This window comes from Iodobacter sp. BJB302 (genome assembly GCF_002735645.1).
Classification (GTDB): Bacteria; Pseudomonadota; Gammaproteobacteria; order Burkholderiales; family Chitinibacteraceae; genus Iodobacter.
The window spans coordinates 62,547-78,191 of sequence record NZ_PDZG01000009.1; the positions used below are offsets into that span (position 1 = coordinate 62,547).

Consider the following 15,645-nt stretch of genomic DNA (forward strand, 5'->3'; position numbering starts at 1 on the left):
TTTACTTCCCTTCGTGTGTATTGGAGATAATCATTGCAAGTTCAGCAAGGGCGACCGTGCGTTGTTCGCCCGCGCCTTTACCATTAAGCGTTTTAAGATTTGCAGACTGTGTTTCTGCCTCTGTTTCACCAATGACCACAGCATGCCGCGCCTGACTAGCATCGGCTTTTTTAAACTGAGATTTAAAACTACCGCCACCACAATGCAGGACCACTTTCAACCCTGCAGCGCGCAACTGCTGCGCAGCCGCAAAAGCCAGCCGCCCTGCCGCATCTCCCATATGAACAATATAAGCATCAGGCGCTGCCAGAGGCACAGCCACCGCCTGCTCTTCAATCAGCAGCAAGATGCGTTCAATACCCAGACCAAAACCAACGGCTGGACAAGGCTTACCACCGAGCATTTCAACGAGGGTATCGTAACGGCCACCGCCCGCGATTGTGCCTTGCGAGCCTAAATCGGTAGTAACCCACTCAAATACAGTACGGTTGTAGTAATCCAAACCACGCACCAGACGCGGATTAACACGATAGCTAATCCCAGCCACATCAAGCAAAGCTTTCAAGCCCTCAAAGTGCCGGCTTGATTCTTCACCCAAAAAGTCACTCAATTTTGGCGCATTTTCAGCCATTTCCTGCAAAGCAGGATTTTTTGTATCCAGAACACGCAGTGGATTTGCATAAAGACGGCGCTTACCATCCTCATCCAGGATATCAACAAACTGCTCCAGATAGCGGATCAGTGCTTCGCGATGCGCGGCACGCTCTTCTTTATCACCTAAAGAGTTGATTTCCAAGCTGACATTTTTTAAGCCAAGGCGCTGCCAAAGATCGGCCAGCATCAGCACAATTTCAGCATCCACATCAGGGGTAGCCATACCAAAAGCTTCTACACCAATCTGATGAAACTGGCGGTAACGGCCTTTTTGCGGTCGTTCATGACGATACATCGGGCCCATATACCAAAGGCGCTGGGTTTGATTGTAAAGCAGACCATGCTCAATGCAGGAGCGTACGCAGCCTGCAGTCCCTTCCGGACGTAATGTCAGCTTCTCACCATTAAGCTTGTCTTCAAAGGAATACATTTCCTTTTCAACAATGTCAGTATGCTCACCCACGCCACGAACAAATAAATGAGTTGATTCAACAATCGGCATACGAATGTTTTTATAGCCATAAGCCGCCAGCCAGTCACGCGTTACTTGTTCAAAATAAAGCCATACTGGTGACGCATCCGGCAGAACATCGTTCATGCCTCTGATACCTTGGATTTGATTAGACATTTATTTTTTCTTAATTATGGTTTACTTGAAATGTAAAATACATCACCTGACACTGGTCAAAACAAGGCTGAGCAATCTGACACACCTGCCCGCTTATCACTCAACCCTCTGATCCTTCCTGTTTTGACCAACAACTCATTATTCTTCATTCTGGCCTGCCCAATAAAACAGGCCGCAGCCATGCAGGCTTAAATCGCTTTCAGGGGAATCACTTTAGGGCGTAATTCCTGGCGCTTTGCACCGCCTTCGCCATAACGTGTCTGCACATAATCCAGCACAATCGCTTGGAAAGATTCGCTGATCTGATCTCCCTTCAGCGTCACGGTTTTTTCACCATCCACATAAACAGGGCACACAGGAATCTCGCCCGTGCCTGGCAGTGAAATCCCTACATCAGCCAGTTTGGATTCGCCCGGGCCATTCACCACACAGCCCATAACCGCTACCGTCATGTCGGCCACACCCGGATATTGCAAGCGCCACACCGGCATTTGCTCACGCAGAAAGGCCTGAATGCTGGAGGCTAATTCCTGAAATACGGTTGAAGAGGTGCGGCCACAGCCGGGGCACGCCGTTACAAGCGGTGTAAACGAGCGCAAACCCATGGTTTGCAGAATTTCCTGCGCCACAACAATTTCTGTACAGCGATCACCACCCGGCTCTGGCGTAAGAGAAATACGAATCGTATCACCGATACCTTCCTGCAAAAGCACCGACAAGGCTGCGGTCGAAGCCACAATCCCCTTCGAGCCCATGCCGGCCTCTGTCAGCCCCAGATGCAGGGGATAATCACAACGAGCCGCTAAAGAACGGTAAACCGAAATCAAATCCTGCACATGCGATACCTTGCAGGACAATAGAATCTGATCCGGGCTCAGTCCCCAGCTGATCGCCTGATCTGCTGATTCCAGCGCCGAAACAATCAAAGCCTCGCGCATCACCGCGTCTGCAGGCAATGGCTTATCCAGCTTCGCATTGGCATCCATCAGCTTCACAACGACAGATTGATCGAGAGACCCCCAATTAACACCGATGCGAACCGGCTTTTTATATTTAACAGCCTGCTCGATCATAAACGCGTATTTTTCATCGCGCTTACTGCCCTTACCCACATTACCTGGGTTAATCCGGTATTTGGCCAGCGCCTGTGCACAGTCAGGGTAATCGCGAAGCAGCCGGTCACCATTAAAATGAAAATCCCCTACCAGAGGCACATCGCAACCCATGGCATCCAGATTGGCGCGAATGGTGGACACCTGCGCTGCTGCCTCAGGGCTGTTAACCGTAATGCGCACCACTTCTGAGCCTGCTTTCCACAGCTCATAAACCTGCTGTGTTGTTGCTGCGGCGTCGGCAGTATCGGTATTGGTCATGGACTGCACCACCACCGGATGATCACTGCCCACCCATACATTACCAACCTGAACTTGGCGTGTTTTACGGCGGGGGATTGAAATCGTTGTCATGGTCTGCTTCAGCTAAAAGGGTTTTATTTCAACTCGAACGTCGCTACATCACCACGGGTATAAGTGGTTAAATCGACAATTTGGTTGCGGAAAGTCAGCTTGGTATGTGGTGCATTACCAACTTTCAGACGATAAGGCGGAACACCCGACACACTCCTAGCCATGCCCGGCCTGAGCAGCTCGCTGACTAATTTAGCCCCGGTTGAATCTTGTACCTGTACCCAGGAATCCTGCTGTACAGCAATAGTCAGCTCACCCGGCACAAGCGCCTGCACGGCACTTGCAGGGGCTACAACAGGCGCACTGGCAACTGCTGGCTTGGCAATGGCCACGGCACTTACAACACTGGCGGTTTCAGCTGCCACAGCACTGGCCTGCAAACTGACCGTCTGACTTGCTGATTGAGCGGCGACTTCACTTGCTTCATCCAGCACCACCACTTTGGGCAGTGTCGCCGTAGCAGAGGCAAGGAGCTCAGGCTGAACAGGCTGCTGCAAATACCAGACCACGCCTGCAGCGCCAACCGCTACGCCAATGGTCACTACTGCGCCCAGCAAAAAGGTATTTGCCTTACCGCCCGACCCAAGCAAGACCGAGGCGTCTTCATTTACGCGGGGCAAAGCAGCTTGCTGCCTTTCCTGAGGCAGGCACGTTTCTAAATGCGCCAGCAACGGGGCCATAGGCAAATCAAGGAAGCGGGCGTAATTACGCACAAAACCACGGACAAAAGTATTGCCCGGCAATTCATCAAAACGCTCGCTTTCTATCGCTTCAATTTGACGGGGAGTCAGCTTAAGCTGGGCTGATACTTTATCAAGTGAATAACCCAACTCAAGCCGGCGCGCCTTTAAAGCAGCACCCGCAGTCTGGACAACACTCTGTGGCGCTGAAGAGGAATCAATTATTTCGGTCATACACGTCCGTTAATCAATCATAGGAACCGCTGGATAGGCGGGCCATTTCTTGCGAATCGGGGAATTTCTTGCGTAATTGCTCTGCCAGTTTATTTTCTGACTCTTTATTGCCTGCCTGATGCTCAAGCTGAATACCCAGCCAAAGCAATTCTGCGCTGGCCGGGGCCAGTCTTTGCAGCTCAGAATAATACCGCTTCGCCAGCGCCAAATCTTTCATGCGCATGCCGTATTCAACCAATTTTGCTCTGGCTGCTAAATTATCCGGGCGGATGCGTAATGCGCGTTCAAAATAAATGCGCGCATTAGCTTCGTCACCACTTTTTAATGCACATTGCCCTGCGGCCAATAAGGATTTATCCGGTGTACTGTAAAGCGCATTTTTTTGAGTTGCTAAAAGAAACTGTATTCCTTCTGCATACTGCCCTTTCTGACACAGATACCAGCCATAATTATGATTAATATCCGCATCATTAGGCGATAACTGCACTGCACGGGCAAAAGATTGTCTTGCTGCCTCGTCCTCACCCAATTCAGCATGAATAAGGGCCATCACATTATGAGCGGGAGCATAAGAAGCATTTACCGCAAGGGCTTTATTCACTTCATCAATCGCTACTGCGTACTGCCCTCGCTTTAAATACTCCGCACCCAATTGCGTTCGCAAAGAGGCTCTGTCTTCCTCACCTTCTGCAGCACCTGCAAAAGAAGTAACAAGCAGAGCGGCCGTCATTACGAACATGGGTAATTTCATCAGAGATCGCCATTTTGAGGGTGGAAAATAATGGCCTGGGCATCACCTGCCAGGCGCTTTTCAACGCGGCGGGTCTTATCCAACACCTGCCCGGCAAGCTGACCACAGGCAGCATCAATATCGTCGCCCCGTGTTTTACGCACGGTGGCCACATAACCCGCATTTATCAAAATATCACGAAACCGCATAATTGCATCCCGCTGCGAGCGCTTATAGCCCGAATTGGGGAATGGATTAAACGGAATCAAATTAAATTTACAAGGCACATCACGCACCAGTGCAACCAGCTCACGCGCGTTTTCTACGCTGTCATTAATACCATCAAGCATCACATATTCGAAGGTAATAAAATCACGCGGCGCTTTTTCCAAATAACGTGTACACGCTGCCAATAACTGGTTCAGCGGATACTTTTTATTGATTGGAACAATATCATCTCGGATTCTATCATTAGGCGCGTGTAAGGACACCGCTAATGCGACCGGACAATCTTCACGCAGGCGATCCATCGCAGGCACAATGCCCGAGGTTGAAAGCGTTACGCGGCGGCGGGATAAGCCGTAAGCATTGTCATCGAGCATCAGCTTCATGGCAGCAACCACATTATCGTAGTTTGCCAGCGGCTCGCCCATGCCCATCATCACCACATTAGATACAATGCGGGTATCACCATTTCTGTTGTCTTCTAGGCCAGCATCGCCCAGGCGCGACGCATCCAGCGACATACGACGATTGGCCCACCACAGCTGACCAATAATTTCTGCAGTACTTAAATTACGGTTAAATCCCTGACGGGCAGTAGAGCAAAAACTGCAGTCTAAAGCGCATCCAACCTGACTGGATACGCAAAGCGTACCGCGATCGTCTTCAGGAATAAAGACCGCTTCAACACCATTACCGGTACCCACATCCAGCAGCCACTTGCGCGTGCCGTCTTTGGCAATTTGCTCGGCCATCAAAGCAGGCGGCGTAACGGCCGCGTCTAAGGCCAGTTTTTGCCGAAACGATTTGGCGATATCGGTCATTGCATCAAAATCCGGCTCACCACGCTGATGAATCCATTTCATCAGCTGCTTGGCACGAAACGGCTTCTCGCCATATTGCGCCATCAGGCCGGCCAAACCCGCCGCATCATAGTCCAACAAATTAACTGACATTACTTTCTACCCAATATAAAAATCACTACCCAGCCACTACAGCTGCAAGATGTGCCAAGCAATTTACTTTGCAGCTTACTGCTCAGCACATTACTCACCAGCCAGCCGCCAGACATAAAACAGGCCTGGCGGGCTAAATTAATCAGCGGCTGTAAACTTCGGATGAAGCAAAGAAGTAAGCGATTTCGATTGCTGCATTTTCAGCAGAATCAGAGCCGTGTACTGCATTTGCATCGATAGAATCAGCGAAATCAGCACGGATTGTGCCGGCAGCTGCTTCTTTAGGATTAGTTGCGCCCATCAGGTCACGGTTTTTCAGGATCGCGCCTTCGCCTTCCAGAGCCTGAATCATGACAGGACCGGAGATCATAAAGTTCACGAGATCGTTAAAGAAAGGACGTGCAGCGTGTACAGCGTAGAAGCCTTCAGCTTCAGCGCGGGACAGTTGTTTCATCTTTGCAGCAACAACCTTCAGGCCTGCTGATTCAAAACGATCGTAAATCTTACCAATTACGTTTTTAGCAACTGCATCAGGTTTAACGATTGAAAGTGTGCGTTCGATAGCCATGTAATTCTCCAGAGGGTGGTTTTATAAGCAAAATATTTGCAGCGTATAAAAAACTCGGCTAGCCTGCTTGCAAATCATGCAAGCTATACCGGAAGTCAGATCCATTTTTTATACATAAATTCAATTGCCCGCAGGTAAAACAGTGTCTCGACAACCCTGCTTTACCCGGTAAAAATTGGATTAGCCGAACATTATAACAAATTCAAGCAAAACCGGCTGATGAACTATCCGCTTCCGTGCAAGCAAGTTAAAACTTAAATATTCGGGCAGAGGCAATATCAATAAAAACACGCCTGCCCTGCAATACCTGCAAAGCGATTGAGTAAACACAAATAATAACTCCAAGTGAAATCGGCCAATGAACGACGCTCTCGACCCCATCCTTCAGCAAGAAGCCCAACGAAAATTAAAAGTCCAATTAGCATGGCGGCTCGGTATTGCCGCCACATTAATTATGCTGGCTCTTTTTGGCATTAACTGGCTGGATCGTCAGAAAGACCTGCCACCCCCTGCCAGCACGCCCGAGCCCATTGTTCAGCCAACAGCAGAACCAAAACCGGAAAAAATCGCGCTGCCAACACCAACCGCCAGCGCAGCGGTGGAAGCCAGCAGCGCTTTAAGCATCAGCACACCCATTGCATCCAGCTCGGATTCCGGCGTAATTGCGGGTGCTGCGCATAAAAGCCCGACCACACCCAGCCCCGCTCCCGGTAACAAACCCACACTAAAGCTGGAGCCTGTGCCGCCAGAGCCTGGCAGCAAACCCAGCTCCGTTATCCAAACCACCCCGATTCCTGTTAAAGCACCCGCACCCGTTATTGCGCCGCCCGCCGCAGCAGAGCCTGCTCAAGCCCTGATCACTGCGGCACCACAAGCCGCCTATCCAGCCGCACAGCACACTCGTGACGGCTATACCGTACAAGCCGGCGTTTTTCTGCAGGCACAAAACGCAAACAAACTGCTCAGCCAGCTTAAAGCCGCCGGCATTCCTGCCTACACCGAAACCCGCGTGCAAATTGGGCCGTTTAAAGATAAAGCCAGCGCAGATGCTGCGGCCGCAAAGCTTAAACGGCTGGGTATAGAGCCCATTGTGCGCGGCAATTAGCCCCGCACCGCGCTTTATTTATAGCCAGATACTGAGGCGAGCCACTGCACCAGTGGCTCGCCATCTTCATCAATCAGGCAGGCTCCCCGCTTAAAAATGCAAGGCGTAACAGCGCTGCCACCGCCGCCGTTGCAAAGCCCTGTCCCTGATGCGCAGCCAGCACAGCGTAGCCAATTTCCACCCGTCTTTGCTGCGGCGCCTGCTTGAAACCACAACTTCCCACGGCAAGTAAATCACCAGGGCGCAATATATAAAACGGCCTGGCCCAGGCGGCTGCCACACCCGCCTGCAGCATCTGAGCAGCACGCTCAGCCACAAAAGCAGGCACAAGAGCTGCAGTTTCAACCCCTGGCATGCCCGTGCTTTGGTTCCTTGCAGTCTGCAGATCCTCATCAGTCAGCGGCATCAGCTGCAATGTCATTCATTCCTCTCTTTTTATTTATATCGCATAAATTATTTTGCAAGCCTGGGGTAAGCCCTCAGTTCAATGCACATTGCGCCCTTCTACACTGGTGTTAAACACCCAATTCATTTCGTCATAAATCTTACAAATAAACGCAATCATTGCTTGCTACGCTGCGCCACCGCTTCAGACCCACCCCCATCCACCACCATGACGTCCGCTTGAGTCAGTTACGGAGCAAAAGATGAAATTTGTTTTAACCGCATTCGCCCTCGCTTGCTGTTTATCCGCCCCTGCTCAAGCATGGGATCAAACCACCCACAAGCGCATCGTTCTTGATGCCATGGCCTTTATTAAAAACAACCCCGGCAGCAATCAATATCAAAAATTAGCCACGGGCATCAGCAAGGCAGGCTTTACCTGGGAGCAGTTTGCCGAAACGGTGGGCCAGGGCGCTTACGATGTGGATGACTTTGCTAACACTTATCTCTGTGGCGCCACGACCGGCAGCTGTCAGATCTCACCGGTATACAGCACACTAAAAATCGCGCAATACACCTCTTACTGGCACTTTCAAAACCACACCTCCGGCCCCGATGTGCACGGCAATAAATTTGGCGGCTACAACTACGCCAAGCTGACCGTAGCTGGTGATATCGACAAGCTGGCAAAGACCTGGTTAATTGGTGATTACCTCGACGATGGCGCAGGCGGCTTAAAAGGCTGGTTTGGAGACAGCTCTAAATACAATAGCTACGGGCTGACTGAAGCGCACTACCGCCTGGGTGGCAATTCATCGGCCAATATGTACGCCGACTTTGAAACCATGCCCTTTCAGCCCATCGACAACCTGGGCCAGTACTGGTGGCAGCAATTTCTAACCAAACCCAGCGCACAAACACTGGGCTTTGTCATGCATACCACCGATTTGCTGCAGCCCCACCATACATGGACCACCTCGGCCAATAACCATTCCGGCTGGGAGACATGGGTTAAGGATTATTACGACTCCGAACAACTGAATAACCCTGCCCTGATTACGGCCGCCTTAAAAGACTTTAGCCCGCTTAAAGCCACCGATACCGATATCCGCACGCTGCTTACTGAAGGCGGCACTTATTCTTATAAAAATGGCGGCATTGTTTTATCGTCTACCGATCATGGCGACCGCGTTCGTGTTGCCAGACAAATGATCCCGCACGCCATTGCCATGGTGGTGCATATCTTAAACCGCTCAGCAGAACGCCTCGCTCAGTAATTTAATGCCAGGCAACACGGCCCCGGCCGTGTTGCGCTCCATGGATATTCTCTATGATTAAACAGATCGTCTGGCTGATACTGGCGCTGATCAGCAGCAGCCTCCATGCACAAATCAGCTATCCGCCCAGCCGCATTGCGGCAAAACTGAACGGTGAGGCACTGTTTCAATTCAGCCTGAGCAATATGCAGCAGCTGGGCAGCGACAAACCCCTTAGCGCCGCAGATCAGCTGGCCCAAATGCTGCGCCAGCGTTTACTGGCCGCCGAAGCACGCCGCCTGTATCCGCCCGAAGCACTCCACCCCGCCAGCCGCATTGCCTTTGCCCGCGACACCGCCATCGAAGACAGGCTGGCCTCCTCATTACGCGCCCTCTATGGCAAAGAAATTGAACAAGCGGTCAAAATCCTGCCCGGCAGCACACTTAAAAGCTTGTATACCGAAGAAAACACCCTGACTGCAGCACAACAGCAAGCCGTTTTTGGCCCTAAGCAACAAATCAATCTGGAATACGCCTTAAACCCTGAGCAAATCAATCAGGCCAAAGAAATCACGCTATTACGCTATCAGCTCGCAAATAAAGGCAGCCTCACCCTGTACGACATTTACCACCGGCAAAATGTACAGGGCCGGATCGAGCTATACGCCAAAAATCAGGAATATTTAAATCAGCAAATTCAAATTGCCTTTGCTAACTTATTTACAATAGATTGGGCAAATAAAAAATTTGGCACAGCAGCTGTCAATGATTACCGCCGCAGCTTAAAAGACCAGGAAGACGCCGAAGCCCTGATGAAAATTTATGGGATTGGGGATCAGCACGATCGCAGTGAACACCTGGAACAGCTGGCTAAAAAAACCAGCCCTGCTGAAATAGCCGATTATTATCGCAAGCATAAAAATGAATTCAAGCGCATCGCCAAAGTAAAAGCCCGGCATATCCGCGTAAATAATGAAGCACTGGCCAAAACGCTGATCCTGCAATTAAAACTGGGCGAAGACTTTGCAAGCATCGCCCGGCAACACTCAATGGCCAGCGATGCAGACAAAGGAGGAGATTTAGGCTGGATTACGCATCAGGGCGCATTAAACTGGGTTGAACAAATTGCTTTCAGCCAGACCGATATATCGCAAGCCTTTCGCGCCCCTGTAGGCCCGGATGAAAAAGCCACTTGGGAAATCATAAAAGTTGAGCAGCGCGTTGAAGATTATCAGGCTGCAGATTCAGAATCAGTGCGCTATGCCGCCAGCGCACAAATTGCACTGCAAAAATCCAGAGCGCAATTTAAGCGCCTGCTGGATCAGCAATGGCAAAATGCAAAAATTGAAGTCAACCCATCCATTGGCAAAATCAGGCTGAATTAAAATGAAATATCTTATCTTTACAGCCAGCCTGATTGCCGCTTTTTTCTGGCTGCAAAGCAAGGATGAAAGCGATAAACCAGCCACAGCCATCACCTCAGCCCGGGTAAACGCTTCGGCAGCATCTGAAAGTAAAAAACACTGGCTGGCCCGTTTTTACCCGGAAGCGGGCAATCAAACAGCACAGGCAGCCGAAACTCCCGCCGCCGAAAGCATGGCAGAGGCCCGCATCAACGGTGAATCACGCACCCCGCCCATCATCAGGCAAGCGCAAAACATCGCAGCGACCCCTGCAGAGCTGGCCGATCACGCCGCCTACCAGCAATATGAAGCGCGGCAAAATGTGCAGGAGCTGGCGGCCTTCAGTAAAGCCGTGCCCGCACAGATCGCGCAACTGCAGGAAGATATTCGAAAAGGCAAAGCCCTGGGCATCGCACCCGAGCTTATCGCCCAGCAGGAAAGAAAAGTGGCCGAGCTGCAAGCCATGCGCCAGCAATTGTTAACGGCGCACCCTGAAATCAATACTGGCCAATAAGCCGCGCCTTTTAATTTAACTGCGCCAATCTGCCAGGCACATAAAGCACCAAATGCGCTTCATGAATAAATACCCCATCCACCAGCATGGCGTTTTTTTCCAGGCCGTACTGCTCAAACCCCATGGATTCATACAGTGATTTTGCATTGTAATTTTCTGTATTTACACTCAGGGTGATTTGCACAACTGAGGGGTCAGAATACGCATCATCAAGCAACGTTAATAATAAGCGGCGGGCAATGCCTTTTTTTCGCTGAGCGGCCTGGGTATAAACACCAAATATATTGGCTTTATGCTTTAATTTTGCTGCGCTATTTCGCCTTAATCCGGCAATTGCAATTAAATCAGCCTCTATAAAAACACCATAAACGGCATCTTGCGGATCACTCAGCAGTTGCGCAAAGCTTTCAACACTTCGGGCGCGCACTTCTTCTGCATTGGGCATAAATGAAGATGGGGAATCTTGTACCGCTTCCAGCCGGATCGCTTTAAGGGCTGCGGCATCATGAATCGTCAGCTTTCTAATGAGCATAGCAAACCCTTTTCAGGCCAGAAATAAACCAAACAATAATAACTCAATACCGCCTATATCAGCCCCGCCAATAGCGCGTTGCTCATACCTGGAATAAATTCAATGATTTGATATTCAGCGATTTTATTCTGGAAGAACGGATCTTTTTCAATAATATCTTCCAGCTCTGATTTGGAAGCTGCCTGCGCAATAATCACGCCTCCTGTACGGGGCTCCTTGCGGCCGGAAACTAAAAAATGCCCCGATGCATAATGCTGCTCAAGAAATTGACGGTGCTCTGCAACAAAGCCATCAACTACGTCCAGAGGCTGTACATAATTTAATAAAACAATAAACATAAAGCCCCTTTTAAATCATAAACCGCCTTCAATACAACGCCACAGTCTGTATTTAAATATACTCACCCACATAACAATACTGGCCCAAATACATTTTTATAATGTTCTTGTTTGCCCGCCGTCCACATCCAGCATACTGCCCTGACAATAATCAGAAAGAGGCGAGGCTAAAAAAGCCACTGCAGCGGCAATTTCCTCAGGGGTGCCAAATCGTGTTACACCTAATTTTTTGGACATCGCTTGCGCTGCTTCTTCATAACTGATGTTTTTTTCCTTCGCCGCATTATTTATTCTCAGCTGCAATCGATCAGTGGCAATAGAGCCAGGATTAATTGCATTTACCTTCACGCCTTCAGTAATCCCTTTATCCGCCAATGCTTTACTTAAATTAAGTAAGCCCGCATTCACCGCACCGCCAATTGCAAATTCGGCACTGCCAGTGCGCCCACCTACGCCAACAATATTAACAATTGCGCCTTGATGCCTTCTTAAATGAGGCCATGCGGCTTTTGAACAGCGCACCGTGCTAAAAAACTTTAAAGCAAAACCATCCTGCCAATCGGCCTCGCTTAATTGCAAAAAATCACCACGTTTGGTGGCACCGGCGTTATTAACCAATAAATGAAGCGCCCCGAATTGCTCAATGGCAAAATCAATTAAAGCCTGAGGGGTGGCTTCATTACGTAAATCTGCGGGGAAAATAAGTGCTTCAGAAACACAGGCATCCGCCAGCTCTTGTAATAATTGCGCCGATCTGGCGGCCAGAACCAGCTTTACTCCCTCTTGAGACAGGCGCTCGGCGATGGCACGGCCAATTCCACGGCTTGCTCCGGTAATAATGGCTACTTTGCCGGCTAGTTTTAGATCCATAAACACCTCTGTGCATCCCCTTAGATGCACTCATTATTTCACACAAAGTAAGCTTTTTCATAGCCCCGACAAGCCCAAGCTAGCCCCGCTTAAATGCAATAACGTGGTCAATCTCCAAGCGAATGCCAATATCCTCGCCTACTGCATGATTGTGGTGGCTGGGCACCAGCGATAATACTTTCTGACCTGACGGCAGGGCTAAGGTGTAAAGAAATTGTGCTCCACGAAAAGCCTTAGCCAGCACGGTGGCTTTTGTACTGCTTGCATCGTCATGCAACACATCGTCAGGGCGAACCAGCACATCCGCCGTGCATCCTAGGCAGCAATCCTCCGGCATAGAGCCATCAATCACACCCAGCTCAATTTTTACTTTTCCGCCTTCAGCCACTACGCCGGGCAGCAGCACACCTTCGCCAACAAAATCCGCTACAAAACGATCCAGCGGCTTATGGTACAAATCATAAGGTGTGGCCCACTGGCGAATTTTTCCTTCGGCCATGACCCCTACTTTATCGGCCACGGCAAAGGCTTCCCTCTGATCATGGGTGACTAAAATCGCCGTCATGCCCGCTGCCTTTAAGATGGCGCGCACTTCCTGCCCCAGCCTTTCGCGCAGCTCCACATCCAAATTTGAAAAAGGCTCGTCCAGCAATAAGAGCTGCGGGCGCGGGGCAAGTGCCCGGGCCAGTGCCACACGCTGCTGCTGGCCACCTGATAATTCATGCGGATAACGATGCTCAACATGGCCCAAACCCACCAGTTGCAAAGCATCAGCCACGCGTTTTTCTTGCTCTGCTTTGCTTTCACCTCTCAGGCCAAAGGCAATATTGCCCGCCACAGTAAGGTGAGGGAAAAGTGCGTAATCCTGAAACACCATGCCAATCTGACGCTGCTCCGGCGGCAGCATTTTAGCGGCGCAGCTGACTTTATGGCCTGCCAGCGTCATCTCGCCCGCAGCCGGTTTTTCAAAACCTGCAATAGCTCGCAAAACAGTGGTTTTGCCGCAGCCGGAAGCGCCCAGCAGACAGCCAATTTCGCCCACTTGTAAATGCAGGGACAGATTTTCCACCACGGTGCGCCCGCCAAGGGCAATCGCAAGATCAGATATTTTCAGCATATAAACCCTTAAAACAGACCAGACCAAACAAAATCTAAGTTCTGCAGGCACGGAGAACACAGAGCTAAACAAGAGAGGATACGGAGAAAAACAAAGAGGACTTCTCAGCAAATGAAACTTACATAAAACCCAGGAACATCTTTCACTACTTCGTTTTTCTCTGAGAGCTTTGTGTTCCCCCTCCTTTCTCCGTATCTGCAGACCTTTTTAACTTCCCAACATCAGTCCTCGGTTTTTCTGACCAGCAGAATCACCGGGATCAGGCCCATCAACACAATAAAGAAACTCGGCAGGGCTGCGCGCTCCCACATGCCTTCCGAAGTCATTTCAAATACACGCACCGCCAGGGTGTCCCAGCCAAAGGGGCGGGTCATCAGGGTAATGGGCATTTCTTTCATTACATCAACAAAGGCAATCAGTAAGGCCGTCAGCAGGCCGCCGCGCAGCAGCGGTAAATGCACGCGTCTTAATACCTGCTTTGATGACAAGCCTAAAGACCGGGCAGCATCTTCCTGATTACGGGTAATCCGCTGCATGGCGGTATCGATGGGCGCAAAGGCCACGGCCATAAAACGCGCGGCCAGCGCCAGCAACATCACCGCCAAAGTGCCTTTTAAAACTTGCGTCGTCACAATGCCAAAGTAAGCCAGCAGAGGGATCAGCAAATTATCCAGCCAGGCAATTGGGATAAACACACCGACGGCCAGCACCGTACCCGGCACGGCATAGCCCAGCGTGGCAATGCGTACCAGCCAGCGTGTGTCGTGGTAGCGGCGCTGCGCATAAACCAGGATCAGGCCCAAGCCCGTGACCAGCAGTGCCGCCATCCCGCCGATGGCAATCGAGCGCAAAATAAACCACGGATAGCGCTCGTCAAAATCAATCGCCCAAACGCTTTTTACCCAAACCAGCAGCTGAATGAAGGGAATAACAAACGCGATAAGCAGCACCACGCTGCACCAGGCCAGCGCCAGATATCGGCCAGCACCGTGCAAAACAATCCGCTCTGCCGATCCGCCACGCACCGCATAATGCCTGCGGCCACGCCCCCATTGCTCGGCCACGGCCAGCGCCAGCACAAACAGCACCAGGATGGATGCCAGTTGCGATGCGGCAGGCAAATTAAATAAAGAGAACCACGATTGATAAATTGCGGTGGTAAAGGTGTCGTAATTAAAAATGGAAACCGTGCCAAAATCGGCCAGTGTTTCCATCAGCACCAGGAGCACCCCGCCAATCAGCCAGGGCCGCGCCATGGGCAAAGACACCCGAAAAAACGCCATGCGCCTAGACATGCCCAGCATTTGCGCGGCCTCTATCCCGCGCTTGCCCTGGGTTAAAAACGCGTTTCTAGCCAGCAAATACACATAGGGATAAAACGCCAGGGTGAGCACCAGAATCACCCCGCCGGTTGAGCGGATACGCGGAAACCAGGATGAATCCCCTGTCCACTCTCTTAATAGTGTTTGCACCGGCCCGGTAAAATCCAGAAGGCCCACCTGTACAAAAGCCAGCACATAGGCGGGCATGGCCAGCGGCAGCATCAGGCTCCAGGCAAAAAATCGCCGCAGGGGGAAATCACAGACGGCTGTGAGCCAGGCAAGGGAAACGCCCAGCAGCAGCACACCTGCCGTTACGCCCAGCATTAAAACAGCGGTATTTTTAAGAACACGGGGCAAAACATATTCGGAAAGATGCTGCCAGACTTCTGGCTGCGGATGCAGAAAAGAAGACAGCACCACCAGTAGGGGGATAAGGGTCAGTAAAGCGATCGGCAGCGTGTAAAGCGATCCTTTAGAGAACAATTTTTGCATCATTAAGAAAACCCAAATCCTGAACCACAGAAAACAAAGAGGAGAGCGCGCCCCACGAAAAAAACCACAATAAGCTGGTTTATCGCTACCTTTGGGGGCATGTGATAAGGGCCTGGTTTTTAACGCAGCCGTGCAATTTTTATGAAGAGAAACGGGCAAGACAGAAAATCTGCT

Annotated in this window: 16 protein-coding genes; 4 read left to right on the top strand and 12 right to left on the bottom strand. The window is 50.7% G+C overall.

The window, feature by feature from the left end:
• Position 1 precedes the first annotated feature (1 nt).
• The 6 genes from hisS to ndk all read right to left on the bottom strand — a co-directional run bounded on the left by hisS (position 2) and on the right by ndk (position 6,138).
• Positions 2-1,282 (bottom strand): histidine--tRNA ligase, encoded by a 1,281-nt coding sequence (hisS, locus tag CSQ88_RS04685; protein WP_099396943.1) that lies wholly within the window; start codon positions 1,280-1,282, stop codon positions 2-4.
• Positions 1,283-1,470: 188 nt separating this feature from the next.
• Positions 1,471-2,748: a flavodoxin-dependent (E)-4-hydroxy-3-methylbut-2-enyl-diphosphate synthase gene (ispG, locus tag CSQ88_RS04690; RefSeq protein ID WP_099396944.1), complete on the bottom strand. Its 1,278-nt coding sequence runs from the start codon at positions 2,746-2,748 to the stop codon at positions 1,471-1,473.
• Between the two features lie 23 nt (positions 2,749-2,771).
• On the bottom strand, positions 2,772-3,662 hold the full coding sequence (locus tag CSQ88_RS04695) for a RodZ domain-containing protein (protein WP_099396945.1): 891 nt from the start codon (positions 3,660-3,662) through the stop codon (positions 2,772-2,774).
• Positions 3,663-3,675: 13 nt separating this feature from the next.
• A complete protein-coding gene (pilW, locus tag CSQ88_RS04700) occupies positions 3,676-4,413 on the bottom strand; it encodes a type IV pilus biogenesis/stability protein PilW (protein ID WP_099396946.1) in 738 nt (245 codons plus the stop codon).
• Positions 4,413-5,570 (bottom strand): 23S rRNA (adenine(2503)-C(2))-methyltransferase RlmN, encoded by a 1,158-nt coding sequence (gene rlmN / locus CSQ88_RS04705; RefSeq protein WP_099396947.1) that lies wholly within the window; start codon positions 5,568-5,570, stop codon positions 4,413-4,415. The genes pilW and rlmN overlap by 1 nt, the downstream gene beginning before the upstream one ends.
• Before the next feature lie 142 nt (positions 5,571-5,712).
• On the bottom strand, positions 5,713-6,138 hold the full coding sequence (gene ndk / locus CSQ88_RS04710; protein WP_099396948.1) for a nucleoside-diphosphate kinase: 426 nt from the start codon (positions 6,136-6,138) through the stop codon (positions 5,713-5,715).
• 358 nt (positions 6,139-6,496) lie between these two features.
• Here ndk and CSQ88_RS04715 point away from each other — a divergent pair, with 358 nt between their 5' ends.
• Entirely contained in the window at positions 6,497-7,243 is a 747-nt protein-coding gene (locus CSQ88_RS04715; protein ID WP_099396949.1) for an SPOR domain-containing protein, read from the top strand.
• Between the two features lie 73 nt (positions 7,244-7,316).
• On the opposite strand, the gene CSQ88_RS04720 is transcribed toward CSQ88_RS04715, so the two are convergent.
• A complete protein-coding gene (locus CSQ88_RS04720) occupies positions 7,317-7,664 on the bottom strand; it encodes a GNAT family N-acetyltransferase (protein WP_099396950.1) in 348 nt (115 codons plus the stop codon).
• 226 nt (positions 7,665-7,890) lie between these two features.
• Between CSQ88_RS04720 and CSQ88_RS04725 the strand changes: the two genes are divergently transcribed.
• Genes CSQ88_RS04725 through CSQ88_RS04735 form a run of 3 tightly spaced genes read left to right on the top strand, consistent with a single transcriptional unit; the run spans position 7,891 to position 10,800 of the window.
• Entirely contained in the window at positions 7,891-8,904 is a 1,014-nt protein-coding gene (locus CSQ88_RS04725; protein WP_099396951.1) for a phospholipase, read from the top strand.
• Positions 8,905-8,957: 53 nt separating this feature from the next.
• Positions 8,958-10,268, top strand: a complete 1,311-nt coding sequence (locus tag CSQ88_RS04730; RefSeq protein WP_099396952.1) for a peptidylprolyl isomerase — start codon at positions 8,958-8,960, stop codon at positions 10,266-10,268.
• 1 nt (position 10,269) lies between these two features.
• The gene (locus CSQ88_RS04735) at positions 10,270-10,800 is read left to right on the top strand and encodes a hypothetical protein (RefSeq protein ID WP_099396953.1); all 531 of its coding nucleotides are present in this window, start codon (positions 10,270-10,272) and stop codon (positions 10,798-10,800) included.
• A gap of 10 nt (positions 10,801-10,810) precedes the next feature.
• Here CSQ88_RS04735 and CSQ88_RS04740 read toward each other — a convergent pair whose 3' ends face one another.
• The 5 genes from CSQ88_RS04740 to CSQ88_RS04760 all read right to left on the bottom strand — a co-directional run bounded on the left by CSQ88_RS04740 (position 10,811) and on the right by CSQ88_RS04760 (position 15,474).
• Entirely contained in the window at positions 10,811-11,332 is a 522-nt protein-coding gene (locus CSQ88_RS04740) for a GNAT family N-acetyltransferase (RefSeq protein WP_099396954.1), read from the bottom strand.
• 53 nt (positions 11,333-11,385) lie between these two features.
• The gene (locus CSQ88_RS04745) at positions 11,386-11,670 is read right to left on the bottom strand and encodes a YciI family protein (protein WP_099396955.1); all 285 of its coding nucleotides are present in this window, start codon (positions 11,668-11,670) and stop codon (positions 11,386-11,388) included.
• 96 nt (positions 11,671-11,766) lie between these two features.
• Positions 11,767-12,540 carry an SDR family NAD(P)-dependent oxidoreductase gene (locus tag CSQ88_RS04750; protein ID WP_099396956.1) on the bottom strand — a complete coding sequence of 258 codons (774 nt, stop codon included), beginning with the start codon at positions 12,538-12,540 and terminating at the stop codon, positions 11,767-11,769.
• 79 nt (positions 12,541-12,619) lie between these two features.
• Entirely contained in the window at positions 12,620-13,657 is a 1,038-nt protein-coding gene (locus CSQ88_RS04755) for an ABC transporter ATP-binding protein (protein WP_099396957.1), read from the bottom strand.
• A 221-nt stretch (positions 13,658-13,878) separates the two neighbouring features.
• On the bottom strand, positions 13,879-15,474 hold the full coding sequence (locus tag CSQ88_RS04760) for an iron ABC transporter permease (RefSeq protein WP_099396958.1): 1,596 nt from the start codon (positions 15,472-15,474) through the stop codon (positions 13,879-13,881).
• Between the last annotated feature and the right edge of the window lie 171 nt (positions 15,475-15,645).

Coding starts and splice junctions, on each gene's coding strand:
- hisS (WP_099396943.1), bottom strand. CDS start 1,282: ATGTCTAATCAAATCCAAGGTATCAGAGGCATGAACGATGTTCTGCCG.
- ispG (WP_099396944.1), bottom strand. CDS start 2,748: ATGACAACGATTTCAATCCCCCGCCGTAAAACACGCCAAGTTCAGGTT.
- CSQ88_RS04695 (WP_099396945.1), bottom strand. CDS start 3,662: ATGACCGAAATAATTGATTCCTCTTCAGCGCCACAGAGTGTTGTCCAG.
- pilW (WP_099396946.1), bottom strand. CDS start 4,413: ATGAAATTACCCATGTTCGTAATGACGGCCGCTCTGCTTGTTACTTCT.
- rlmN (WP_099396947.1), bottom strand. CDS start 5,570: ATGTCAGTTAATTTGTTGGACTATGATGCGGCGGGTTTGGCCGGCCTG.
- ndk (WP_099396948.1), bottom strand. CDS start 6,138: ATGGCTATCGAACGCACACTTTCAATCGTTAAACCTGATGCAGTTGCT.
- CSQ88_RS04715 (WP_099396949.1), top strand. CDS start 6,497: ATGAACGACGCTCTCGACCCCATCCTTCAGCAAGAAGCCCAACGAAAA.
- CSQ88_RS04720 (WP_099396950.1), bottom strand. CDS start 7,664: ATGACATTGCAGCTGATGCCGCTGACTGATGAGGATCTGCAGACTGCA.
- CSQ88_RS04725 (WP_099396951.1), top strand. CDS start 7,891: ATGAAATTTGTTTTAACCGCATTCGCCCTCGCTTGCTGTTTATCCGCC.
- CSQ88_RS04730 (WP_099396952.1), top strand. CDS start 8,958: ATGATTAAACAGATCGTCTGGCTGATACTGGCGCTGATCAGCAGCAGC.
- CSQ88_RS04735 (WP_099396953.1), top strand. CDS start 10,270: ATGAAATATCTTATCTTTACAGCCAGCCTGATTGCCGCTTTTTTCTGG.
- CSQ88_RS04740 (WP_099396954.1), bottom strand. CDS start 11,332: ATGCTCATTAGAAAGCTGACGATTCATGATGCCGCAGCCCTTAAAGCG.
- CSQ88_RS04745 (WP_099396955.1), bottom strand. CDS start 11,670: ATGTTTATTGTTTTATTAAATTATGTACAGCCTCTGGACGTAGTTGAT.
- CSQ88_RS04750 (WP_099396956.1), bottom strand. CDS start 12,540: ATGGATCTAAAACTAGCCGGCAAAGTAGCCATTATTACCGGAGCAAGC.
- CSQ88_RS04755 (WP_099396957.1), bottom strand. CDS start 13,657: ATGCTGAAAATATCTGATCTTGCGATTGCCCTTGGCGGGCGCACCGTG.
- CSQ88_RS04760 (WP_099396958.1), bottom strand. CDS start 15,474: ATGATGCAAAAATTGTTCTCTAAAGGATCGCTTTACACGCTGCCGATC.